General features: G+C 66.8%; 22 protein-coding genes, 3 tRNA genes and 2 pseudogenes. 9 read left to right on the top strand and 18 right to left on the bottom strand.

Features of this window, described 5'->3' with window-relative positions; translation table 11 throughout:
• The 6 genes from R6V09_RS18040 to R6V09_RS18015 all read right to left on the bottom strand — a co-directional run.
• The coding region (locus R6V09_RS18040; protein WP_317882429.1) for a hypothetical protein at nt 1–1,417 on the bottom strand (1,417 nt) is incomplete at its 3' end.
• 122 nt (nt 1,418–1,539) lie between these two features.
• The gene (locus R6V09_RS18035) at nt 1,540–1,947 is read right to left on the bottom strand and encodes a PIN domain nuclease (protein WP_317882428.1); all 408 of its coding nucleotides are present in this window, start codon (nt 1,945–1,947) and stop codon (nt 1,540–1,542) included.
• On the bottom strand, nt 1,944–2,177 hold the full coding sequence (locus tag R6V09_RS18030; protein ID WP_317882427.1) for a type II toxin-antitoxin system VapB family antitoxin: 234 nt from the start codon (nt 2,175–2,177) through the stop codon (nt 1,944–1,946). The genes R6V09_RS18035 and R6V09_RS18030 overlap by 4 nt, the downstream gene beginning before the upstream one ends.
• Nucleotides 2,178–2,721: 544 nt before the next feature.
• Nucleotides 2,722–3,381, bottom strand: a complete 660-nt coding sequence (locus R6V09_RS18025; RefSeq protein ID WP_317882432.1) for an NADPH-dependent F420 reductase — start codon at nt 3,379–3,381, stop codon at nt 2,722–2,724.
• A 78-nt stretch (nt 3,382–3,459) separates the two neighbouring features.
• Complete coding sequence (locus tag R6V09_RS18020; RefSeq protein WP_317882426.1) at nt 3,460–4,398, bottom strand: SDR family oxidoreductase; 939 nt, start codon at nt 4,396–4,398, stop codon at nt 3,460–3,462.
• A gap of 91 nt (nt 4,399–4,489) precedes the next feature.
• Nucleotides 4,490–5,122, bottom strand: coding sequence for an NADPH-dependent F420 reductase (locus tag R6V09_RS18015; protein WP_317882425.1), 633 nt, complete (start codon nt 5,120–5,122; stop codon nt 4,490–4,492).
• Nucleotides 5,123–5,318: 196 nt separating this feature from the next.
• Here R6V09_RS18015 and R6V09_RS18010 point away from each other — a divergent pair, with 196 nt between their 5' ends.
• Nucleotides 5,319–6,230, top strand: a complete 912-nt coding sequence (locus R6V09_RS18010) for a LysR family transcriptional regulator (RefSeq protein ID WP_317882431.1) — start codon at nt 5,319–5,321, stop codon at nt 6,228–6,230.
• 341 nt (nt 6,231–6,571) lie between these two features.
• Here R6V09_RS18010 and R6V09_RS18005 read toward each other — a convergent pair whose 3' ends face one another.
• Nucleotides 6,572–7,183 (bottom strand): TetR/AcrR family transcriptional regulator, encoded by a 612-nt coding sequence (locus R6V09_RS18005; RefSeq protein ID WP_317882424.1) that lies wholly within the window; start codon nt 7,181–7,183, stop codon nt 6,572–6,574.
• A 143-nt stretch (nt 7,184–7,326) separates the two neighbouring features.
• On the opposite strand from R6V09_RS18005, the gene R6V09_RS18000 reads away from it, so the two are divergent.
• Together R6V09_RS18000 and R6V09_RS17995 are read left to right on the top strand one after the other, a co-directional pair.
• On the top strand, nt 7,327–8,061 hold the full coding sequence (locus tag R6V09_RS18000; RefSeq protein WP_317882423.1) for an SDR family NAD(P)-dependent oxidoreductase: 735 nt from the start codon (nt 7,327–7,329) through the stop codon (nt 8,059–8,061).
• Nucleotides 8,062–8,094: 33 nt separating this feature from the next.
• Nucleotides 8,095–8,718 (top strand): NADPH-dependent F420 reductase, encoded by a 624-nt coding sequence (locus R6V09_RS17995; protein WP_317882422.1) that lies wholly within the window; start codon nt 8,095–8,097, stop codon nt 8,716–8,718.
• Between the two features lie 1,270 nt (nt 8,719–9,988).
• Here the strand turns inward: R6V09_RS17995 and R6V09_RS17990 are convergent.
• The 4 genes from R6V09_RS17990 to R6V09_RS17980 all read right to left on the bottom strand — a co-directional run bounded on the left by R6V09_RS17990 (nt 9,989) and on the right by R6V09_RS17980 (nt 11,642).
• Complete coding sequence (locus tag R6V09_RS17990; RefSeq protein ID WP_317882421.1) at nt 9,989–10,327, bottom strand: XRE family transcriptional regulator; 339 nt, start codon at nt 10,325–10,327, stop codon at nt 9,989–9,991.
• The gene (locus tag R6V09_RS17985) at nt 10,324–10,701 is read right to left on the bottom strand and encodes a type II toxin-antitoxin system RelE/ParE family toxin (protein WP_317882420.1); all 378 of its coding nucleotides are present in this window, start codon (nt 10,699–10,701) and stop codon (nt 10,324–10,326) included. The genes R6V09_RS17990 and R6V09_RS17985 overlap by 4 nt, the downstream gene beginning before the upstream one ends.
• The gene (locus tag R6V09_RS54645) at nt 10,623–11,132 is read right to left on the bottom strand and encodes a transposase family protein (protein ID WP_442810080.1); all 510 of its coding nucleotides are present in this window, start codon (nt 11,130–11,132) and stop codon (nt 10,623–10,625) included. Before R6V09_RS54645 ends, R6V09_RS17985 begins: the two co-directional genes overlap by 79 nt.
• 135 nt (nt 11,133–11,267) lie before the next feature.
• Complete coding sequence (locus R6V09_RS17980) at nt 11,268–11,642, bottom strand: hypothetical protein (protein ID WP_317882419.1); 375 nt, start codon at nt 11,640–11,642, stop codon at nt 11,268–11,270.
• Between the two features lie 147 nt (nt 11,643–11,789).
• On the opposite strand from R6V09_RS17980, the pseudogene R6V09_RS17975 reads away from it, so the two are divergent.
• Nucleotides 11,790–12,176: pseudogene (locus R6V09_RS17975) on the top strand (integrase core domain-containing protein); the annotation flags it as partial.
• A 241-nt stretch (nt 12,177–12,417) separates the two neighbouring features.
• On the opposite strand, the gene R6V09_RS17970 reads toward R6V09_RS17975, so the two are convergent.
• The 4 genes and pseudogenes from R6V09_RS17970 to R6V09_RS17955 all read right to left on the bottom strand — a co-directional run bounded on the left by R6V09_RS17970 (nt 12,418) and on the right by R6V09_RS17955 (nt 14,830).
• Nucleotides 12,418–12,864 (bottom strand): hypothetical protein, encoded by a 447-nt coding sequence (locus R6V09_RS17970; protein WP_317882417.1) that lies wholly within the window; start codon nt 12,862–12,864, stop codon nt 12,418–12,420.
• Nucleotides 12,865–13,324: 460 nt separating this feature from the next.
• Nucleotides 13,325–13,492 (bottom strand): annotated as a pseudogene (locus tag R6V09_RS17965) (DNA mismatch repair protein MutT); the annotation flags it as partial.
• 352 nt (nt 13,493–13,844) lie between these two features.
• Nucleotides 13,845–14,222, bottom strand: coding sequence for a hypothetical protein (locus R6V09_RS17960; RefSeq protein ID WP_317882416.1), 378 nt, complete (start codon nt 14,220–14,222; stop codon nt 13,845–13,847).
• Nucleotides 14,219–14,830, bottom strand: coding sequence for a polymorphic toxin-type HINT domain-containing protein (locus R6V09_RS17955; RefSeq protein ID WP_317882415.1), 612 nt, complete (start codon nt 14,828–14,830; stop codon nt 14,219–14,221). Before R6V09_RS17955 ends, R6V09_RS17960 begins: the two co-directional genes overlap by 4 nt.
• A 2-nt stretch (nt 14,831–14,832) precedes the next feature.
• Between R6V09_RS17955 and R6V09_RS17950 the strand changes: the two genes are divergently transcribed.
• The 3 genes from R6V09_RS17950 (at nt 14,833) to R6V09_RS17940 (ending at nt 19,041) form a co-directional block, all read left to right on the top strand.
• Nucleotides 14,833–15,105, top strand: a complete 273-nt coding sequence (locus R6V09_RS17950; RefSeq protein ID WP_317882414.1) for a hypothetical protein — start codon at nt 14,833–14,835, stop codon at nt 15,103–15,105.
• Nucleotides 15,106–15,584: 479 nt separating this feature from the next.
• On the top strand, nt 15,585–16,331 hold the full coding sequence (locus tag R6V09_RS17945; protein ID WP_442810079.1) for a zeta toxin family protein: 747 nt from the start codon (nt 15,585–15,587) through the stop codon (nt 16,329–16,331).
• An 88-nt stretch (nt 16,332–16,419) separates the two neighbouring features.
• Nucleotides 16,420–19,041, top strand: a complete 2,622-nt coding sequence (locus R6V09_RS17940; protein WP_317882413.1) for an ATP/GTP-binding protein — start codon at nt 16,420–16,422, stop codon at nt 19,039–19,041.
• 660 nt (nt 19,042–19,701) lie between these two features.
• On the opposite strand, the gene R6V09_RS17935 is transcribed toward R6V09_RS17940, so the two are convergent.
• From R6V09_RS17935 to R6V09_RS17925, 3 genes are all read right to left on the bottom strand, one after another.
• Nucleotides 19,702–19,775, bottom strand: a tRNA-Ile gene (locus R6V09_RS17935).
• 178 nt (nt 19,776–19,953) lie between these two features.
• Nucleotides 19,954–20,026 (bottom strand) — tRNA-Asn (locus tag R6V09_RS17930).
• Between the two features lie 6 nt (nt 20,027–20,032).
• Nucleotides 20,033–20,105: transfer RNA gene (locus R6V09_RS17925), tRNA-Asn, on the bottom strand.
• Between the two features lie 168 nt (nt 20,106–20,273).
• Here R6V09_RS17925 and R6V09_RS17920 point away from each other — a divergent pair.
• Together R6V09_RS17920 and R6V09_RS17915 are read left to right on the top strand one after the other, a co-directional pair.
• Entirely contained in the window at nt 20,274–20,579 is a 306-nt protein-coding gene (locus R6V09_RS17920; RefSeq protein WP_043676690.1) for a hypothetical protein, read from the top strand.
• Nucleotides 20,580–20,639: 60 nt separating this feature from the next.
• The coding region (locus R6V09_RS17915) for a xylulokinase (RefSeq protein WP_317882412.1) at nt 20,640–21,812 on the top strand (1,173 nt) is incomplete at its 3' end.

Genomic DNA, 21,812 nt, shown 5'->3' with positions numbered 1-21,812 from the left:
CAGTCGTCGTCCCGCCGCTGGTTCCCGCCCCAGAGCTGGACGGGCTCGCGGTGGCCGTGGCCGACGGGGACGCGGATGCGGATGCGGATGCGGATGCGGATGTGCTGGGCGACGGGCTGGATGTCGCCGAGCCGGTGGCCTTCACCGTGATCGCCTCGGTGTCGTTCGCCGCGTCGTCGTCACGGTTGGGGTACTCGGGGTTCTCCACCGCCCGCACGCTGCCCCGCGCGCCGGGGACGACCCGGTCGATGCGCACCGTGAACTCCTGGGTCACCAAGGCGCCCGGCCGGAAGTCCGTGCTGGCGATGTCGCAGGTGTAGCTCTTCGCGCCGGCCTTGCCCGGTGTGCAGTTCCACAGCGGCCCGGGGTCGCCCTGCTCGCCGGGGCCGGGGGCACCGGTGATGGTGGTGCCGGCGGGCGGGGTCACCACGAACGTGCCGGAGTTGTCGGCGTCCATCCACCGGAAGTCCATCCGGCCCGGCCCGTTGTTCCGCACGCCCAGGGTGATGCCCACCGTCTCGCCGACCTTGCCCTCGACCGTGTCACCGAGCGCCTCGTAGTCGGCGTGCTGGGTGGTGGCGAAGGTGCCGTACCCGGAGCCGGTGAATCCGGAGCCGGAGGCGACGGACTTCAGGCCGAGCGGCGCGCCGGTGCCGGTCCCGGGGAAGTCGGACGGGTCGAAGGAGCTGGGCGGGGTGCCGCCGACCGGCCACACGACGTAGGTGTTGTAGCCGTACATCGTGTCCTTGGAGGCGGTGTAGCGCAGCGGCGCGTCCGTTTCGTAGGCCGCGCCGGGCGCGACCGGGGTGTCGAACCGGCACCAGGCGCCGACGTCGGGCTGGTCCGAGTAGTGGCAGTTGGAGTGGTCACGGGCCAGAGAGACGCCATCTGAGTCCTGCACCAGCAGCATGACGCCCTTGTCGGCGGGGGCTGTGCCGGTGTCGGCGAAGGCCGGGGTGCGCTCGAAGACGGCGCCGGGCGCAATGCCCTTCAGCGCCGGGTAGGGCCGGGAGACGAGCTTCGGCCCGCCGACCAGGACGTCCGTCCTCCCCGTCACGGTGGCCGCGTCGGAGGCGGTCGCGGTGTAGGTGATGGCACCGGTGTCACCCGCCTTGGCGGCCGCGGTGGGCTTCAGGAAGAACGGGTCGATCGACTCCCCGCCCGTCAGCGGGCCCACGTCGCACCTCACCTTCAGGGTGCCGGTGCTCACGCAGTCCCCCGTGACCACCATCGTCGCCTTCCCGGCGAGGGACGACGCGTCGACCACGACCGAGACGTCATGGGCGTCCCCGCCCGAGGCCGTGATGCCGAGGTCCAGGTTCGGGCCCTCGCCCCCTGTGGGGAGGTAGTAGTTCTCCTGAGCGTCCAGGACGAGCGTCGTTCCGGCGGCGTGCGCGGCCGGGGTCGCGACCGCCATAGCGGCGATCGCGAAAGCGGCGGCAGCCGCTGTCCGCCATGTTCTACGTATCGTCAGCACACAACGTGGACACGCCAGAACACCCGAAGGTTGCGCCCGAACGTCCGTCAGCGCACGGGCTGTCAGACTCGTACGTCTCGCTGCTGAAGTTCCTTGAGCGCTCCGGCCACCGTCACAAAGTCGTTGTCCACGTGAAGGACGGTGTGCCCGTGATGGACCGCGGTCGCACACACCAACAGGTCGATCGGTCCCGCTGCACGATGCCGGCCTTGCTGCGTCAGCTTGTACTGGGCGGTGTCGACCCAACGCCAGGCATTCTTCGGAACGGGCGAAAGCACGCAGAGCGCGTCCAACTCCTCCGCCAGCTCGTCCCGGTGGGCAGGACTGGTTGCCGAGTAGAGGAATTCGGCACGTGTCGGCTCGCAGAGGTGGAACACTCCGGCGGCGATGTGTCCTTCCCAGGGACGCAGTGCACCCGGGGTACGGAACAGGTGACACAGAGCCGAGGTGTCCACCAGATACGTGATCACCCGAGGGCCTCGCGTCGCGCACGCTTCTCAGCGTCATGCGCCGCTGCGGCCTGCTCGAACTCTCCACGCGCGCCCCGCGCGGCCAGCTTCTCCGCAGCCTCAAGCCTCTTGATCCGCGCGACATAGTCCCGAAGGGCCGCGTTAACGGTCTCCTTCTTGGTCGTGACACCCATGAGCCGCATGGCCTCGGCCAGCGCCTCGTCGTCGAGATCAATCTGCGTGACGGACATCGGACACCTCCAACATCCACGATGTATGCACTCAAGATACATCACCAACATTGGATGCGACCATCGATCACGAACAGGCCGCTCCAGGGAAGCGCGCAGGATGTTGGTGCGGGCGCCAGGACATCAGCCCCGAAGAGGCTGCCCGGCAGACCCGTCAGGCACTCGACCTTCCCGAATCCGAGCCGATCCCCCACGTCATCCAGTGGAACCACGGGCGAGGCAGACGAAGATGCCGCTGAAGCAGCGTTGGAAGATGTCACTCGCGGCGATCATCACGCACGGCAGGCACCTCGGACTCATCGAAGAGCACCGCGCCACGGGCCTCACTACCCAGCAACGTCGAATCTGCGCGGGCAGTTGGCCGCCCAGGGAGCAGTCCCCGACCTGATCCGGCGACGTCGAACCTGACTCCGCGCGACGAGACGCAGGGGTAAACCCTTTACCGGATTCGACGCCTTTGCGTGCGAAATAGGCCCCCGCCCGGTATCCCCGGGGCGGGGGCATGGCACGGCCGGACCACATCACGGTCCGCGATAATTGACGGTTACCGCGTTGCGGTGGCCAGTGCCGCGCGGATGGCGTCCTCGCCGACCGGCCGGCCCTTCTCGTTCGAGTACGGCCCGTACGGCGTTCCCCACACCGGCGTGCCCGTCGCCTGCCGCCAGCCGTCGGCCAGCGTCCCCGCGTCCACCACGCTGTAGCCGATGGAGTCGATGAATTCGGTCACCGCCGCCTTCGCCGGTGCGGAGTCACCGGCGATCGGCAGGCAGGAGCGGTCGGCCGCCCCGGCCGGGCGTGCGAGTGACAGCAGGTGCTTGAAGAAGATGTTGTTGAACGCCTTTACGAGCAGGGCGTCCGGGACGTACCGCAGAAGCAGCTCGCTTGAGGTGAGGGACTTGTTGTCGAGCTCGGGGATGTGCCCGTCACGCTCGGGGCCGTAGTTGCAGGTGTCGATGACCGTCTTCCCGGCCAGTGGCGCGGCGGGCACGTGGGGGAAGGCACTGACCGGCACCGTAACCACGACAATGTCACCGGCCGCCGCGGCCTCTTCGCTCGTCGCCGCGGACGCCCGCGGCCCCAGTTCCGCGGCCGTGTCCACGAGCGTTTCGGGACCGCGCGAGTTGCTGAGCACCACCTGGTGCCCGGCCCCGACAGCGAGTTGCGCGATGGTCCTGCCGATGCTTCCGCTTCCGATGAATCCCACCGTCGTCACCATCTCAACGTCCTTAAGAAGAGCCGGACTTGCCGGTTGCCGGGCTCGTTGCGATCCGGGTTCCTGCCGTCAGCCGGCGGGGAAGTAATGGCCGTTGTCCATATCGGCGAGCAGGCCGGGCCCGGCGGGTTCCCAGCCGAGGGTCCGACGGGTGATGAGGTTGGACGCCGGGTAGCTCTGCGTGACGATATTCGTGAGGAACCCGAAGTACCCCGGCGTCATCAGGGCATCGTTGGGAACGCTTACGGCGGGCAGGCCCAGGCGGCCGGCGATGGCCTCGGCGATGTCGCGGAACGGGATGCCCCCGTCATCGACCGCGTGCCAGTATTTGCCGGCCGGCCCCTTCTCCAACGCCAAGCGGAACAAGGTGGCGGCATCGCGGATGTGCACGGCGTTCCACAGGTTCGCGCCGTCGCCGGGGTAGCCGACGAACCCCTTTTCCTTCGCTAGCGCGATCAGCACGGGGAGGAAGCCGGCACGATCGGTCGTGCCGTGCGCGATGTTGGCGATCCGCACGACCGAAGACCGCACCCCCTGGTCGGCGAGGTCGACAACGGCCCTTTCCACGACGTTGCGGACCCGCAGGGTGCCTTTATGCTCCTCGCCGGCGGGGAGGGCCGGGTCCTCCTCGGTGACCGGCCGACCCAGGTGCTGCCCGGGTGAGCCAATGCTCCCTGCCGCGACCAGCGGCTTTCCGGTTCCCGCGAGTGCCTCGCCGTACGCGAGCATGATCGGGAGCTCCGCGGCGGCCACGGCGTCGAGCCCGCCGGAGGGCAGCAGATCCTGCCTGTGCGCGACGTGGATGACGCCGTCGGAGTCCGCGGCTGCCTCCTTGAGCCCGTCGAGATCCTGGATGTCGCCGCGACGCACCTTCGCACCGAGCGCGGACAGGGCCGCCGCGGAAGCGTCCGACCGGGCCAGGCCGGTGACCTCGTGCCCGGCGGCGATGAGCTCGGGGATGATGTACGAACCGGAATGGCCGGTCCCACCAGCGACGAAAACGCGCATTTGACTTTCCTTATAAGGATAGGTGCAGGGTCTTTTCGTGCCGTAAGTGAATTGACGTAATGCGGCACGAGAGGTGGCGGTAGAGGTGCGCTCAGCCGAGAAGGGTGATGCCGAGGGAGAAATTGGCGTGCTTGACGGAGTGGTTCATGAGACCCAATTCCAGCAGGCCGACATTCTCCAGTGCCCGCGCCATGGACAGCTCCCCGATGTCCCACGGGCGCAGCCCCAAGCTCTCGACGAACGCCGAGACGCGTGCCTTCGCCTGCGCGTCGTCGCCGGCGATGAACACGTCCAGAGGGCGGCCCTCGGCCGGTCCGGCCGCCAGAACGTGGGAGAACACAGTGTTGAACGCCTTGACGACATGCGCGTCGTCGGGAGCCGCCTTGGCGATCTCCTGTGCGCCGGAACTGCCGTCGGGGACGACGAAGCCCTGCAGGTCGGGGGCTACGGGGTTGGTGACGTCAACGATGATCTTGCCGCTCAGTGCGTCCCCGTACTCCCTCACCACCGCCGCCGCGCCGGCGTACGGCACGGCGAGGATCACGATGTCCCCGGTCGGGGCGGCCCCGGCCGTCCCGACTGTGGCGCCGCCGAGCGTGGCGGCCAATTCCTTGGCCTTTGCCGGGTCGCGGCCGATGATCTCGACGGCGTTGCCGCCGGCGAGCGCCCGGCCGGCCAAAGCACGGGCCATATTTCCCGGTCCGATAATGCTGATGCCGCTCATCGGTGTTCCTGCTTTCCGGGCTTTGGCCCTGCCGTCAACTTCCGGTGTCGAATTATTTGGTCGAATTCTCGGGTCGAATTCCGGCGCCCTTAAACGTCTGTTTTCAGGCTGCCATCAGGTCTGAGTTGGTGTCCAAGACCTCTTGAAGCTGTGGTGATACCCTGAAGGCATCACCAGGCCGGGAGATGCCATGGATCTGGATTTGGATCTGCGCAAACTGCGTTACTTCGTCGCCGTGGCCGACCGGCTGCATTTCGGCCGAGCCGCCGATGAGCTCCATATCGCGCAGCCGGTGCTCAGCCGGCAGATCCGCGCGCTTGAGCAGGATCTCGGCGCCTCGCTGTTCACCAGGGATCGCCACGGCGTAGAGCTGACAGACGCGGGCCGGCAACTGCTGACCGACGCCGGTCCGCTGCTCGCCACAACCCACGCGGTCCGCCGCCGGGTGTCCGCGGTCGCCGGCGGCAAGCGGCGGCTGATGGTCGGTTTCCGGGCCGGCATCCCGGTCACCCCGGCGGCGCGGGCATTCGAGGACCGACACCCGGACGTGGTCGTGGACGTGCAGCGGATCGAAGGGGACGACCAGGCCGCGATGCTGCTCGACGGCCGCATCGACGTCGGCTATGTACGGCTGCCCATCGAGGAGGCCGGCCTGCGCGTCACCCCGCTGTATGCCGAGCCGCGGGTAGCGGTCCTGCCCGCCGGACACCGGTTGGCCGGCAAGGAGGAGGTCACCGAGGCCGAACTGGCCGGCGAACCGCTGGTCTGGCACGGTGACCCGAGCACGCAGCCCACCAAGCGCCCGCACCCCAATGCCGGGTACCCGGTGCGCGGGGTGGACGAGACGCTTGAGCATGTCGCGGCCGGACGGGGCATCTCCTTCCTGGCCCGTTCGGCGTCCGTGTTCTACTCGCATCCGGACGTCGTCTATGTGCCCATCCCGGAACTGGCGCCCGACCAGGTGTGCCTCGCGGTGGCGGCATCGCACACCTCGCCGGTAGTGGATGACTTCGTCACTGCGGCTCGGTCGACGGCCGAGATCACGGCCGAATGTGGGAACTATGAGATGTGGCAGCTCGGAGGCGATGGCGTCACAGGGCCCGCTTGAGCAGTTCGGCTGACCCCGTTCATCTGATCGCCCTGCCGTCGGAGCGGAGCCGTCCACCGACGGTCCGCCGTTCGTAGCGTCGGAAGTCGGGAGTAGGTCCCTGGGATCCAGAACCCGACGGCGGGTTCCAGCCGGACGTGTTGGCCGCCCGCCTGTTGGCCTTCGTTCGGGGCCGACGTGGCCGAGATTTCAACAGTCAGGCGGGGCGGCCAGTTCCGTAAAAGCCTGCAATGGAAGGCCGCGGCAGAAGCCGCCTGCCAGGTGCCGGGCGGCTGGATCGCGTGCCGGCCGGTGCAGCCGCGTGACCGGTAGCCCGTCCAGCCCGGCCGCGATCTGCCACGTCAACTCGACACTTCGTCCCGTCGTCGGTCATCGCCGGCTGTGGCGGGGATGGCGTTGTCGATGAGGACGGCGGCGATGGCGGCGGCGGTGGGGAAGGCGTCGGCGTTGAGGACCCGGGTGCGGGCCGCGGCGCCGTCGATGAGCAACGCGAGCTGCTCGCCGAGCTGTTCAGGGTCGGCGGCGCCGGCTTCGCGGGCGGTGTCGGCGAGCCGCGCGGCGACGGCTTTCTTGTAGTCGCGTGCGTACTGGGACGCGGGGTGCTCGGGGTCGTGGAGTTCGACGGCGGCGGCGATGTAGGGGCACAGGGGGGTGGTGGCGGGGATGTCGAAGGCGGCGAGGAGCCGTTCGCGGGGCGTGAGGTCGGTGCGGTCGAACACGCCGGACAGAACGGAGGGGTCGAACCGGCGCAGGTACTCGGCGACGAGTTCGTCCTTGCCGCCGAAGTGCTGGTAGGCCGTGCGCTTGGACACCTCGGCCGCCGCGCAGAGCTGGTCCATGCCGGTGCGGTTGATGCCCTGCTCGCGGAACAGTTGCTGGGACGCGCCGAGGATGCGCTCGCGGGCGCCCCGGCCGCGGCGGCGGCCCGTGGGGCCCTTCTCCAACTCCGTCATGGCGCCATGGTACCCCCGTTGGGTAACGACCGGTGTACATAGTTGCGTCCCGGCTGCCCGCCCCATAGCGTAAGCACACAGGGCGGTGTACTTAACGCCGTCGCCCCAGGTACACACGGCACCACCGACCCAAGGGAATGACCATGGGAAAGCTCGACGGCAAGGTCTCGGTCATCACCGGCGGCACCACCGGCATGGCACTGGCCGGCGCGAAGCTGTTCGTCGACGAAGGAGCGCACGTCTTCATCACCGGCCGCCGCCAGGACGCCCTGGACGAAGCCGTGAAGCAGATCGGCCGCAACGTCACCGGCGTCCAGGGCGACGCCGCCGACCTGGATGACCTGGACCGCCTGTACGACACCGTCAAGCGGGAGAAGGGCAGCCTCGACGTCCTGTGGGCCAGCGCCGGAGGGGGCGAGCCCGCCCCGCTCGGCGAGATCACCGAGGCCCAGTTCGACACCTGGTTCGGGCTCAACGCCCGCGGCACCCTGTTCACCGTCCAGAAGGCCCTCCCGCTCTTCAACGACGGCGGCTCCATCCTCATGACCGGCTCCAACGCCTCCCTCGGCGCCTTCCCCGGCTGGAGCGTCTACGCCGGCAGCAAGGCCGTCCAGCAGGCCTGGGCCCGCGTCTGGCTCAACGAACTCAAGGACCGCCGCATCCGCGTCAACGTCCTGACCCCCGGCCAGGTCGCCACCGCCAAGCAGGCAGAACTCTTCGACGAGGCCACCAAGCGCCAGTTCGAGTCCCTCATCCCCCGCGGCCGGATGGGCCGCCCCGACGAGATCGCCACCGCCGCCCTCTTCCTCGCCTCCGACGACTCCAGCTACGTCAACGGCATGGAACTCGTCGCCGACGGCGGCACCACCGCCGTCTGAACCGAACAACCCACAACCAGGGCAGGACATCTCATGAGCAGCATCAGCATCATCGGCACCGGGAACATGGCCCGCACCATCGGCGCGCGGGCGATAGCGGGCGGCAACACCGTCGAGGTCATGGGCCGCGATCAGTCCAAGGCCACCGACCTGGCCAAGGCTCTCGGCGACGGCGCCACAACAGGAGAATGGGGCACCACCCCGGCCGGGGACATCGTCATCGTGGCCCTGTTGTACGACGGTGTCGTGCCGGTCGTCGCCCAGTACGGAGACGCTCTCGCGGGCAAGGTCATCGTCGACATCAGCAATCCCTTCAACTCCACGTTCGACGGGCTCGCCCACCGCGAGGAGACCTCGATCGCGCAGGAGGTCGCCAAGGCCGCTCCGGCCGGCGCCAGCGTGGTGAAGGCGTTCAACACCGTCTTCCGTCAGGTCCTGGAGAAGGGTCGGCCCGACGTCTTCATCGCCGGCGACAGTGCGCAGGCCAAGGCGAGTGTGGAGGCGTTCATCGAGAGCCTCGGGCTGCGCCCGCTGGACGTCGGCGGCCTGAAAATGGCGCACTGGCTGGAAGGAGCGGGCGTGGTCACGGTGGGCCTCGCCAACCACGGCGTGGGCAACTTGGACTTCGCCCTCAGCATCACCGAACTTCCCGTCTGAGTTGACGGTTGACGGATCGCCGAAAGGACTCGCCGAGTGAGGCCGTGCCGAGTCGGCGAGGTGACCGCCCTGCACGTCCGTCTCGAAGGCGGAGATCACTCCGTCAGGTCGATGACCGCTCCGCCCAGCCGTGCTACGGCCGCCTCCAGCCCCCGGGCCGCCGGGCAGCCGTCGGTGAACTCGGCGAGCAGCCCGGTCACGCGCGTTTGGGTCCGGCTGTTCGTCAAGGCCGTAGCCCGGCGGCGTGCGACGGCTGGACGACCAACTGCGAGCACCGACAGTTGTCCCGGCGGATCACGCGCCGCATGGCCGTGCCCTCGGCATTGACGTAGATCAACTCACGCGTCCCGATCCGGGACACCGGCCTGCCCCGCTCACGCGGCTTCGCCGCCTACCGGGACCTGCGTCCTCCTCGTCCGGGCATCAGACCGCCTGCCGTTCCGCCGGACGGCTCGCGTTGTCGGCGTAGGTCTTGTTCGTCGAGGTTGGCGTGTGTCGGCCGGCAAAGCGTCCTGTCCGCCCTCGGCGATCTTCTCGGCGAGGGCGGACAGGATCATCCTGGTCAGGATTTCCAGCACGCTCCCGGCGTTCGCCGCCTTCTCCGGCAGCATCTCGACCGCGCACCGCCGGGCATCGAACCCGCCCTCACTACCGTGACGAAAGGAGTGCCGTAGGCCGTTCCATCGCTGGGGCACCACTCATGTACGGGACCCAGCAGCGAGACCCGAACGCCTCACGGATCTCCTCGACACGGCAAGGGTCACGCACGTCCGGCTACGGGATCCCGGAGACCACCCCGGCCCCAAACCCACAAGCAGCGGATCCAGTCCACCCAGGCAAAGTTGACGCCCCAACACCCAAAAAACAAACGTTTCCGCAGGTCAAAACCTGCGCAGGTGGGGCGGGTGGGACTCGAACCCACGGCCGACGGATTATGAGTCGTTTGAGGATCTTGGCGGCCCTTGTCGATCAGTGCCGATTCACGCCGTTCTTGCAGGTCAGACGTGCTGATCAATGTCAGCCCTACGCAGTGCTTGTCGGCCTGTTCCTGTCCTTGTGGACCCTCAATGGCCCCTGGGGGGCGATGAGTTGGACGCTCACCACAGCAGCAGCCGCGTCCGTACAGTTCAGCCAGGGGGATGGAACCCTCGCACAGCGGATTCCCTTACCGACGAGATGATGCTCCCCCCTTGTCCCAGGTGGAGCTTCGTCCCTGACGAGTTCGTCTACCGGGCTGTGCATGATCCCGGACCTCAGCCTGTCGATCGGGTCAACCGAGGACGTAGGTCTCGTCACCGAAGTCAGCGACGATCTTCAGTTTGCCGCCGAGCGCCTTGACGTAGGCGGCGAGAGTGTCGACCTCGCTGCGCTCCAGTTGACCCTTCTCGATGCGTGAGACGCGGGCCTGGGTGACACCCATGGCTTCGGCAACCTGGACCTGCGTGGTGTGCTGCCGCTTCCGCAACTCGGCGAGGCGGTGCACACGAGAGGCCAGGACCATTGCCTGCGCCCCCTTCTGGATCTGTTCCTTCTCGGCATCGGTGAAGGCGAAATCTTTGGCCAGGTCTCCCCAGGAGACGGCCTGCGGGTCCTTGAGGTGATCAGTCATCGTGCCCCGTCCTCTCCATCGATTCGCTTCAGATGCTCCGCGTACGCCTGCTCAGCCTGTGGCACCGCAACGCGGTACCAGCCGGACCAATTGCCCGCCTTGTCACCGCCGACCAGGATCACGGCCTGCCGGTCCGGGTCGAACACGAACAGCAACCGCACCTCAGTCGCCCCCGCCGAGCCGGGACGAAGCTCCTTGAGGTTCGACAACGCCGAGCCCTTGATCGTGTCCACCAGAGGCCGACCCAGCGCGGGACCTTCCTCCTGAAGGGCAGTGACAGCCTGGCTGACCTGAATCAGAGTGTCACGGCCAGTACGACGCAGGCCGTGAAGCCACGAAAGAGCCGGCTCGACCACGACAATCTTCCAAGCCATGCACGCGTCCCCCATCTGCAATTTATTACACTGGTAGCATACACCACTGAAGTCATAATCGGAGCAGTTGCGGTTCTCGCAGCCACCCTCGCGCTCGACAACATGCCCCCAACAGGGAGCGACAGTTCATGCCGGGGTCGTCCCAGCATCGAGGCGTTGGATGCACTGGAGGCCAGCCCGAGTTGTTCGCGCAGGTAGGTGTCGGTATCGGCGGTGAAGCGGGCGATGGCAGCCAGGGATGCAGCTCCGCCGCGGACGGCGATCAGGCACAGCGCGAGCAGGGAGCCTAGGCGGTAGCGGCGACTCCGGGCCCGACGGGGATCAGGTAGCCGGCTCAACACGTCGGCCAGGGAGGCGAGCTGTGACGGCTTCGGTTCCGGGCGGCTGGAAGCGGATGGAAGCGGTGTCCTTGCGATGGTGCTGCAGGACATCGATCAGAGAGGACGGCACGCGAACGCGACCCCTCTTCGTGATCCAGGGCTTCGAGAACCTTGATCATCAGGAGTTGCGTTCGTCATCCCCAATCGAGCAAACCGGCCGAATACCACCAATCACAGGCGAACCGCTCAGCTCGCGGGCCGAGAACGCATTCGTCCCGCCGCTTCGCCCGCCATGCCGGCCAGTACAAGCCCGATGGCCGCGTCCGCCTCGGTCGAGAACTCTCCTTGGGCCAGTTCCTCCCGCGGCAGCCACCGCAGGAGCGCGCCCTGGAAGACGTCATAGAGCACGTCGGTCGCCAGGGCGGGGTCGGGGAGCCCCTCTGCGAATCCGTCACCCGGCGGTTCCTGGAACCAGTCGCGTAGCCAGTCGCGCAGTTCTCCAGCGAGCCGCGAGCGATGGTGCGGTACGCCGTATCCGCACAGCCATCCGGTCGTCATCTGCCGGGTCTCGCCCCAGTCGCGCTCCATCATCAGGGCCAGTTCGTGGAAATACGCCCGCACCCGGTCCGCCGCGGACCGTTCGGCATCGCGGACCAGGGCGAAGGCCATCTCGCCACGCCGGACCGCCCATTCGGCAGCGATGCCAGCCTTCGCGGGGAAGTGGTTGAACGCCGTACGCCGCGCCACTCCGGCCTGTGCCGCGACCTCGTCTATCCGACGCTCAACCAGACCACTGCCATCCAGTTCGTCGACTACGTCCTGCAGAGGCTGCCGTTCCAGGTGGAAGTGATCCAGACAGACACCGGAGCCAAGTTCCAGTCCGCCTTCCACTTCCACGTGCTCGTCAAAGGCACCGGCCACGCCTGCATAAAGCCCCGCACACCGCGCCTAAACGGGAAGTCCGAACGCTCTCACCGTATCGACGGCGAGGAGTTCTACCAGCTCCTGGAAGGCATCATCATCGACGACGCCGAGGTCTTCAACGACAAGCTGCGCGAATGGAAAGACTACTGCGACTACCGTCGCCCCCATGGCGGTCTCGGCGGCCAGACTCCCTACGAACGCCTCAAGCAGAAGACCGCGCTCCAGGCGTAAACGATCATCGTCGGTTGCACAGCTCTGACCATTCCTCCACACACGCTCCTCGCGTCGCCGGGGCGGCGATTCAGGGGAACGTCTGGTCCGGTGCGGCGGGGCTGCATGTGCACGTGCTGCCGTAACCGCTGCTGGAAGGAGGCCTGCCGCCCCTGCTCACAGTGACGCGGCTGGGCGCAGGGACTTGAGGTTGCTTAGCGAAATCGGGGTGCGGGATACGAAGCCGCAGGCAGCCGTCAGGTCACGAATTGCCGAATCCCGGCTGCCCAGGCCTCGGCATACCTGGATCCAGGCCGAGCCTGTCTTTGACTATCGCCCAATTGATACCCACAAGACGATCCCCGACATTTCGATCAGATTGCACAGCAACAATAACTTCATCCAGCCTGTCCCGAACGAAGGATACCTCCGATTCGAAAGACTCAGCCCGCCCGGCTAGCGTCTCCTGAAGAGGAACGCTGTCGAGATAGTAACGCCAAATCTGCGGGTAGAGTTTTGGCTCGCCACCAGGCGGAGCCAGAGTAATCCCCCACTTTCCCCTCTGCCGTACCAAATTCACCTCACATCCCTCCCCAGCAAAACGAAGCAGGATGTCTTCGAACCCGCCCACCTGGCGGTCTTCCGTCATGACGAATCCACGCCCCAGCAGCCATTCGGATAGGTCACTTACCAGATTCTGCTCAGCCAAGATATTCACCTTCCGGGGACCAAGGAATCACCTATCGAATTGAGCGTACCCCCTTACCCAACAGGTGATTAATTTCACCATGATATATGGAATCGAGCTTCGAATTTTCTATCGGAGTAGCCAGCCTGAATGTGACACCCTCCTCTATGCCCCTGTCAAGAAACTTTACATTCTCCGCCCATTAATGCTCTTACGTTAGCTTATTCGAATGTTCCTGAGGAAATTCAAACCAGACCCCCCTAGCTTCGCATTGTTTCCAATGACCCTGCCCCTGGGGCAGCTGGAATTGTGAACGAGGACGGGCGTCTCGCCGACAAGCACACAGTACGCGTGCTGCGCGGACTGAACCTTCCCCTCTACCTACTTTTCCTCAGGTCAAGCGCGGTTTGCTGGTCCGGTGAAGTGCGCGGGCGTTCGTGATTGTGCGGGGTTGTTGCCGCCACTGCTGCCGTCAGACGGTTCAGCCCAGATACGGATTCTCGCGCTGTTCCAAAAAGTGTTGAAGCCTGAGCCGTTGGGTGTGGTGCATCGGCAACTGCTCTATCTCTTCAGGCATCACGAACCGAAGTTCGGTGGACTCGTCAGAGATTTCCAGTCGACCGCCGGTGATGCGGGCGATGAAGCAGAGCCCGAGTCCATCACCCGACCCGACGACGGCGACGAGCTACCCCTTTCGCCGCGCCCGTCCGCTGACGTTGCCGTCAACTACTGCCGTCGAACACCCCAGAAGCCCCACCAGAAACAGATTCTGGTGGGGCTTCTGATTGCAATACCGGTTCGATTCAAGAACAGGGAGCGCGCTAAATATGAAAAGCTATTACAGCGAGCCCGTCGAATTCCGCAAAGTCTTCGAAGGCCGGAATGGGGGCAGCGGAAACCACGAGCCGAGATCAGTAATGCCATCCCGACCCACTCGGGCAAGGTCGCAACCCACGTACGGAGCTTTCGGCACCCGTAGGCGGGCGGATGGCTGGTCAGGCTCATCCCCATTGCCGGTCGATGGTGATCTTTCTCCGATCATCCAGCAGTCCGGCGAGCGCGACAGAGGACTCCCTCTTTGTCCAGTTCATCCGCATTTGATATTCTGCGTCGGAGAAGAATTCCAGCGTCTCCGCGAAGCACGATCTGATGAGTTCCAGGTCGGCCACCGAGAGATTCCGGGAGGGGAGGAACTCTCCCCAGCCCTTGAGGAAGTCCTCTACCTCGGCCTTAGTGCGCCCGAGCCGCGCGACCCAGTCTGCTTCGGGGAGCCCGCCTACGACGTAGCCAGCCTCCACGATCGCGTCACGTATCAACTGATGCTCACGTGGCGACGCGAGGAGCATCTCGTACTCTTCGCCGGACCAATTGAGATTCATCTCGTGATCTGCACCCCGGTTTTGTTGGTGAAATACTCCGGCGAAGCGCGGAAAACTGATCCGCTAGGGACAGCAGGGGTGCCGCCCCGGAAGATGTACAGACCCCTGTCGGCATCATACCAAGCCTCACCCCCACCGTTGAGCAGCGGGGTTCCGGGCGTGCTGGTTACGTGATCCACATAATCGGCGAGTGCGTCCGCACCTTCAGGTGTTCTGGAGTCCATTCCAGGGATAATGTGGCTCGATTTCCCGTCGATGATTTCCTGCTCATTATGAAGCACTGTCTGGAAAGCTGCGTCGGAGCACTTTTCCATCGAGTTGTGCACAAGTACCGGAGTCCCAGCCGCCAGTACATAGTACGTATGGAGTTGCTGGACGGTGAGGTTCCAGCGGTCCGCTGTACCAGGCGTGGATTTGGTCGTGACGACGTATGCGTGGCCGTTGGCATCCGTGTTGAGGGCGTCGCCGCGATGGAGCTTTCCGGCGGGGACCCATGTGTGCTTGGTGTCGTCCCAGAAGGGGTGGTTGGCGGTGGTGTGGATGGTCGCGGTGTGGCCGGTTTCGTGCGGATGGTGACGTCGAGCAGGTCGTGGTCGTGGTTGATCCACACGTGCTGGACGGTGCGGGCACCTTGATGTTTGCCGGTCTTGGGGTTGGCAGCCTGGACCTTGTCGCCGGCCTTGATCTTTCCGATGGCCTTGGTTTTGCCGTCAGCCATCAGCACAGTTGTCGTCGGAGTGAAGCTGCAGGGTCCTCCTGCCGCGGCGGCCGAGTCCTCGCCGACGGCTCCGAGGGCGAGCGGCTGGCCGACCGCATCACGGTGTTCCGGCGCGGTATGGAAGTGCTCTACCGCAACGAACTGGTCGCGGGTGCATGGAGATGACCGACGGCCGCGGCGCAGGCGGTTGCATCGGAGCACGCGAGGCCTTGGAGCGCACAACAGACGTGGCAGCTCCGTCGGGAACTCTCCCGCACCGCGGAGCAGCTCGTCGACCTGCGGGTCTCGGCCGTTCAGCGCCTGGCGGTACTCGGTGACCTCAAGCGGGTCTTTGCTCTGTCCAAGCCGGTGCGCCGCATCGCGCAGCCCATCGTCCCGCCGCCCGGGGTCGACGGGGTCGACTACCACCGCCTATCGGTCGATGAACACCGCTGGATCTTCCGTAAGTTGATCGTGCCCACGCTCGGCGACATCACCACGCACGACGCACCGCTCGTGGTGTACGTGTTGGCTCAGCCAGGCGCGGGCAAGTCCCGTCTGGTCCGCCAAGCCCTGCATCTCTGGCGGCCGACGGCGATCGCGGGCGACGACTTCAAAGCGGCCCATCCCGACTATGTGCCCGCCTGCTCAAGGGGAGTCCTCGGATGGCCGGCGCCCGGATCCGTGCCGACTACCAGGCCTGGCAGGAAAAGGCCGAGGCATACGTGCGCGCCCAGCGCGGCGACGCAGTGGTCGAAATGGCTCCCGGCAGCGCCGGACAGTGTCTGGCGGGTGCCGCGCGTTACCACGAGGCGGGATACCGAGTGGAGCCCGTCGTTCTGGGCGTTCGGGCAGCGGACAGTCGGCAGGGCACTGTGGTGCGGTACGCCGAGTCGATCGGCGAGAACCTTCCGGCTCAGTTCACCACAGCGTCCGGGCACGACGCGTGCTTCGTCGCCATGGCGGATGCCGTCCGGGCCGCCGAGCACGCGCAGTTGCTCGATTCCATGGTCGTCATGCGGCCTAACGGGAGGGCTGTCTACCGCAACGAGCGGGGCGCCGACGGTGCGTGGATCCACCCGGTCGGCGCTGTGCAGGCTCTGGTCGGCGAGCAGCAGCGACCGTACAGCGAGGAGGAGGCCGCGAGGTTCCTCACCGTGCAGCGGGGGCTGCGCGCGGCGTTACCGCAGTACGGGCCGAGTTCGTGCAGATCACCTGGCTGGCGTGGCCGCTGCTGCCGACGCGCCGCCAATCGCCTCGGCTCGCTGACACAGGCACGCCGTCAGCCCTGCCTGTGCGGTACGGAGAGGTGCCCGGGCCTACGACCGAGACCGGCGCAGTTGGTTGAAGCGTGCTGCCGTGGTGGCATGTTCGGAAGAACAATCGAGCGGCAATTGCAAGTCAACCAGTAGACCAGTCGATACGCTATGAGGGAGTTTCCAGGGGGATGCCGTGGCGGGGCGGGATTTGCGGGCACTGTTCAGCTCGAACGATCAAGGGGTGGACACCAACGAGGTGTTCACAAACCGTCAGGCACAGTGGTCGGCACTCACATCCGCGCTCGCGGCACATCTGGCGCACGTCGCAGCTCCAGGCTTCAACGTCGAGGACCTTGAAGCGCCTCGTACCAACGTGCTCGTGTTGCACGGTGCGGGCGGGATCGGAAAGACGACGCTGTCCCGCAGGATCGAATCGGCGCTTGCGAGCGACAAGGACCGGCCCCCGCAGTGGGGCGAGCCGGCCTTCCGCGAGCAGGTCCTTCCCATCCGCGTCGACCTCGCGCGCTCGGCCGGCATGGACTTCGAGCGGGTCGTGCTGACAATCCGGCTCGCGCTCACCCGGCTCGGCCGCCCGCTTCCCGCATTCGACCTGGCACTGCGCCACTACTGGGAGCAGACGCACCCCGGCGAGCCAATGGAGGAGTACCTGCGCCGCCGCGGGTTCGCTGCAAACGTCGGACAGGCCCTGCCGCAGCAGCTGCAATCCGCTCTGGCGGATGTCGCCGGGATGCTTCTACTGCCCGGCACCCTCGGCTCGGTCGTCGGCGAGGTGACCAGGACGCTCGTCCGCGCCCTGCGCGAACACCGGAAGACCGTACGCGCGCTCGCCGGCTGCGCCCGCTTGGCCGACCTACTGGAAGCCGAACCCGACCTGGACACGCTCTCCTACTATCCGCACCTGCTGGCCTGGGAACTCGCCCAGCTTCCCGCCTCCGCACGCATGGTGCCTGTGATCCTGCTGGACACCTTTGAAGACATCGGCGATCGCATCCACCGCGACTTCGAGCGACTGCTGCAGCGACTCGTATGGCTCATGCCGAACGCATTCTTCGTCGTCACCGGCCGCAACCGTCTGCAGTGGGCCGATGAAGCCCTTCAGGGGCAAGTTGACTTCACTGGTCCGACCGCCTGGCCGAACCTTGTCACCCCCGACGCTCTGTCGGCCCGCACGTATGGCGCACGACAGGTACTGATCGGAGACTTCACCCCCGAGGACTGCCACGACTACCTCGTCCGGCGGCTGTCCCGCAACGGTCAGCCGCTCGTTGACGCTGCCACGCGCCAAGTGATCGCCAGCCGCTCCCACGGCTTTCCTCTCTTCCTCGACCTGGCCGTCCTGCGCTTCTTAGAGATACGACGTGTCCGCGAACCGCGCCCGGCCGACTTCGACGTCGCCTTCCCCGCGCTGATCGCCCGCACCGTCCGCGACCTCACCCCGAACGAGCGGCACGTACTGCGCTCCGTCGCACTACTCGACAGCTTCGACATCGCCTTGGCGACCAAAGCTGCGGGCATGCCCCATGAAGCCGCCGCCCTGCGCCTGATCGAGCGGCCTTTCGTTCTCGAGCACCTGCGCGGCACCTCCCTGTGGCCCTACCACCTGCACGCGGTGATCAGCTCCGCGATCCGGACCGCTGACGACCAGACCGACGACCGCTGGTCACCCCGCGACTGGGAGCAGGCCGCCGCGCGGGCCTTCGAGACGATCGGAGAGCGGTGGCGAACCGGCGCCACTCGGGACCGGTTGCTGCTGGTCGGCTGCCTGCGCCAAGGCTTGCGCCTCGCCCGCGACTTCCACCTTGACCCCGGGTGGCTCGCGGACGCCGCCTGGAGCTACATCAGCGACTCTGTCTGGGAACCCCTCGCCCCACCAACAGAGCCGGAGCCGCCCGCAACCACGCTTCAGACTCCGGCGGACGCCCTGGTGGAAACGCTCAGCGCACTGGCCCGGCGCCAGTACGAACACCGCGAGCACAGCGTCACCCGGCTCACTGCGGTCACGGATACCGGCCTGCTGCCCGCTGATCTGCACGAGATGGCTCTCTACTACCGGGCCAAAGCCGAGCGGGACCTTGGCCGCAGCACCGCCTCCCACCAGATCATGCAGCCGATCGCCGACGGCGGTGGCCGCCTCGCCTCCGCTGCCCGACGACAGCTTGCCCACCTCGCCCGTTGTGTCGGCGACTTCCCCACCGCCCTGGCCACCGCGCGCATCGTCGGCTGGCCGGGCCGCTATCACCGCATCGAGGGCGACGTCCTTTGGGTACAGGGCGACATGCCACGCGCAGCCGCCGCGTACGAAGCCCACCGCACCGAAGCCGAGAATTTCGGTTACGCCGGCGAACGCGCTATCGCCCAGGCCCACCGAGCCTGGGTGCTGGCGTTCACCGACCCAGCCATTGCCGACGACGAACTCGACCTCGCGCAACGGCTTCTGACCGGATACGACGAACGCGCCACCACCCTCACCACCCAGATCGCCGTACTTGTCCGCGCCGCCGGAACGCGCGGCACTGACATTGAGAACCATGCCCAGCGGCTACGCACGCAGATCGACAACGTCGGCATCAGGGCAGCTCAGACCTCCCTCGAACTCACCCTCGGCTTCCACTACGCCGTCTGCGGCAGCCTCAGCCAGGTGGAAGACGTCCTCGCCCGGCTCCAAGTGCTGACCCGTGGCGGCGACTACGCGTACTACATCGATCTCGTGTCCTTCATGGCTGACCTCCCACTCTCCTACGGCCACCTCAATCCACCCCTTTGGCTCGACGGGGAGACAGCCACGCGGGCACGGTGGCGCTCGCTGGTCACCGCACGCCGGGAGTGGCACAACATTACGTAGCTCCGCTCCGTCATGGTGCCCAGTTCTCCGCGCGAGCGGAGGTGATCCGGTGACCGCAGGCTGTCCGGGCACCGTCTGCCCGCGCTCTCCGCACGAGCAGAGATGATCCATCTGAGCACGTTCACCGAAGCCACCGACTGTCGCACACCAACAGTGACCGCGTACCGGAACACACTCAGCTACCGGCGGTCCGTAACCCGAGCAGTTGGACGCGCCGCGTCTTCGACCACCCCGATGTCCTGACCGCATGAACCACGGAGCACCGCACGAGAGGACCAAGTGACCGCCCGGGGCCGTTTCCTCTTAGGGCAGTTCCTGGCTCCACCGCGACGCACACTCTCGCGTGCCGCGAACCCAGACAACCGCCACATCGAACACGTCGAGCCACCTGCACCGGCCGGAGCGCAGACCCGTCGACAGCCCTGTCCTCGTTGCCACCGGCCTCAGGATGGCCTCAATTCGTACCACCACCACGGCACGGCCCCGCAGAACAGGTCTCCCCAGCCACACGCCTGGCGCATTCGTACAGGTCAGGCGGCCACCAGGTGACGCAGACCGACCCGGCCCCAAACCCACGAGCAGCAGATCCAGTCCGCCCAGGCAAAGTTGACGCTCCAACACCCAAAAACAAACGTTTCCGCAGGTCAAAACCTGCGCAGGTGGGGCGGGTGGGACTCGAACCCACGGCCGACGGATTATGAGTCCGCTGCTCTAACCGGCTGAGCTACCGCCCCATTACGGCGCGTCGCGCACATTTGTGCGCGCCGTCTGCCGCAGCATAGCCGCTCATACGATCTCCTGCTTCGGATGGTCGACTTCGCACGACCATGAGGACTGTGGCCTGCCCCGAGCGGTTCCGGGGGACATGAAAAAGGACCCCAACGGGGTCCTCGTCCACTCGCCAAGTGCCTGCTCTCCCGACTGGACTCGAACCAGTAACCTGCCGGTTAACAGCCGGCTGCTCTGCCAATTGAGCTACGGAAGATCGAAGCTCCCCCGACTGGACTCGAACCAGTAACCTGCCGGTTAACAGCCGGCTGCTCTGCCAATTGAGCTACAGGGGAATGCCTCGTTGCATCGATCGTACCTACCCGGGTATTCGCCAGGGGGCGTGCGCTCGCTGCGACACATACATTAGCGCAAGCAGGGGGGTGCTCCGCCAATCGGTTCCCCCGGCACCGATGCCGCGCCGGAGACCCGCGAGGGACCTACGCAAGGGAAGGGTGGCCGTCATGCGCTACAAGCTCACGTTCGTCGTCGGACTGGCTCTGGGTTACGTGCTGGGCACGCGGGCCGGACGCGAACGCTACGAGCAGCTGAAGAAGTCGGCGCGTCAGGTCGCGCAGAACCCGGCCGTGCGCAACACCGCCGAGTCGGCGGCGCAGCAGGGCCGCCAGTTCGCGGGCAAGGCGTACCACGCGGTCAGTGACAAGGTCGGCGACCGGGTCCCGGACTCGGTGGCCGAGCGCGTACGGTCCCTGCGTGAGCGCAACGCGAACGGCACGGGCGGGGACGACTGGGGCACCAGTAACACGTAGGGAGCCCCTGGAGTCCCGAGTCGGCGCGGTCACCTCCCGCCGTACGGCAGAATTTCCGCCATGGGGATAGTCGCCGGGTTGGACAGTTCGCCCGATTTCACTCGTATCGTCGTCTGCGACACGGACACGGGGTCCGTGCTCAGGCAGGGATACGCGCCGCATCCGGTCGAAACCGAGACCGAGGGCGGCGGGCGGCCCTCCGATGTCGATCCACAGGCCTGGCTGCTGTCGCTGGGCGAGGCGGCCGGCGGGGGGCTGCTCGAAGGTGTGCAGGCCATTGGCGTGTCCGCGCAGCAGAACGCGCTCGTGCCGCTGGACTCGCAGGGCAACACCGTGCGGCCCGCGATGGTCGGCGGTGACAAGCGGGCACAGGTCGCCGCCGCCGATCTGATCGACGCGCTCGGTGGGCGCGAGGCGTGGGCGCAGGCGGTGGGCTGTGTTCCGCAGGCCGCGCAGCCGGTGACCAAGCTGCGCTGGCTGAACAGGACCGAGCCCGACAACGCGCGGCGTACGGCCGCCCTGATGCAGGCTCATGACTGGCTTGTGTGGCAGCTCCTCGGGCGGCCCGTCAGGCGGACCACCGATCGCGGTGGGGCCTCCGGGACCGGCTACTGGTCCGCGGCCGGCGGCGGTTACCGGCCCGACCTCGTCGAGCTGGCCCTCGGTCACCAGGCCATGCTGCCCGAGGTGATCGGCCCGTCCGACGCCGCCGGTACGACTCCGGAGGGGCTGCTGATCTCCGCCGGGACCGGCGAGACCATGGCCGCGGCCTTCGGGCTCGGGATCGGGTTCGGGGATGCCGTGGTGTCGCTCGGTGCTTCCGGGTCCGTGATGGCCGTACATCACGAGGCGCTCGTCGACCAGAGCGGGATGATCACCTCGCTGGCCGACGCGACCGGGATGCATCTGCCGGTCGTGACCACGCTCAATGCCGTACGGACTCTGCGCGGGGCCACCGAGCTGCTCGGGCTGCCCGATCTGGAGAGTCTGTCCGAGCTGGCGATGAAGTCGACTCCGGGTGCGCACGGGCTGGTGTTCCTGCCCTATCTGGAGGGTGAGCGGACGCCGAACCTGCCGCACACCGCCGGGACGTTGGCCGGGCTGCGGCGGGAGTCGATGAAGGCGGAGCATCTGGCGCGGGCCGCGTTCGAGGGCATGCTGTGCGGGCTCGCGGACGCGCTGGACGTGCTGCGCGGGCGGGGCGTGGCGGTGCGGCGGCTGTTCCTGCTCGGG

The sequence above is a fragment of the Streptomyces sp. W16 genome (assembly GCF_033194735.1).
Taxonomy (GTDB): Bacteria; Actinomycetota; Actinomycetes; order Streptomycetales; family Streptomycetaceae; genus Streptomyces.
The sequence above is the reverse complement of the archived record's forward strand: the minus strand, read 5'-3'. Positions and strand labels throughout refer to the sequence as shown.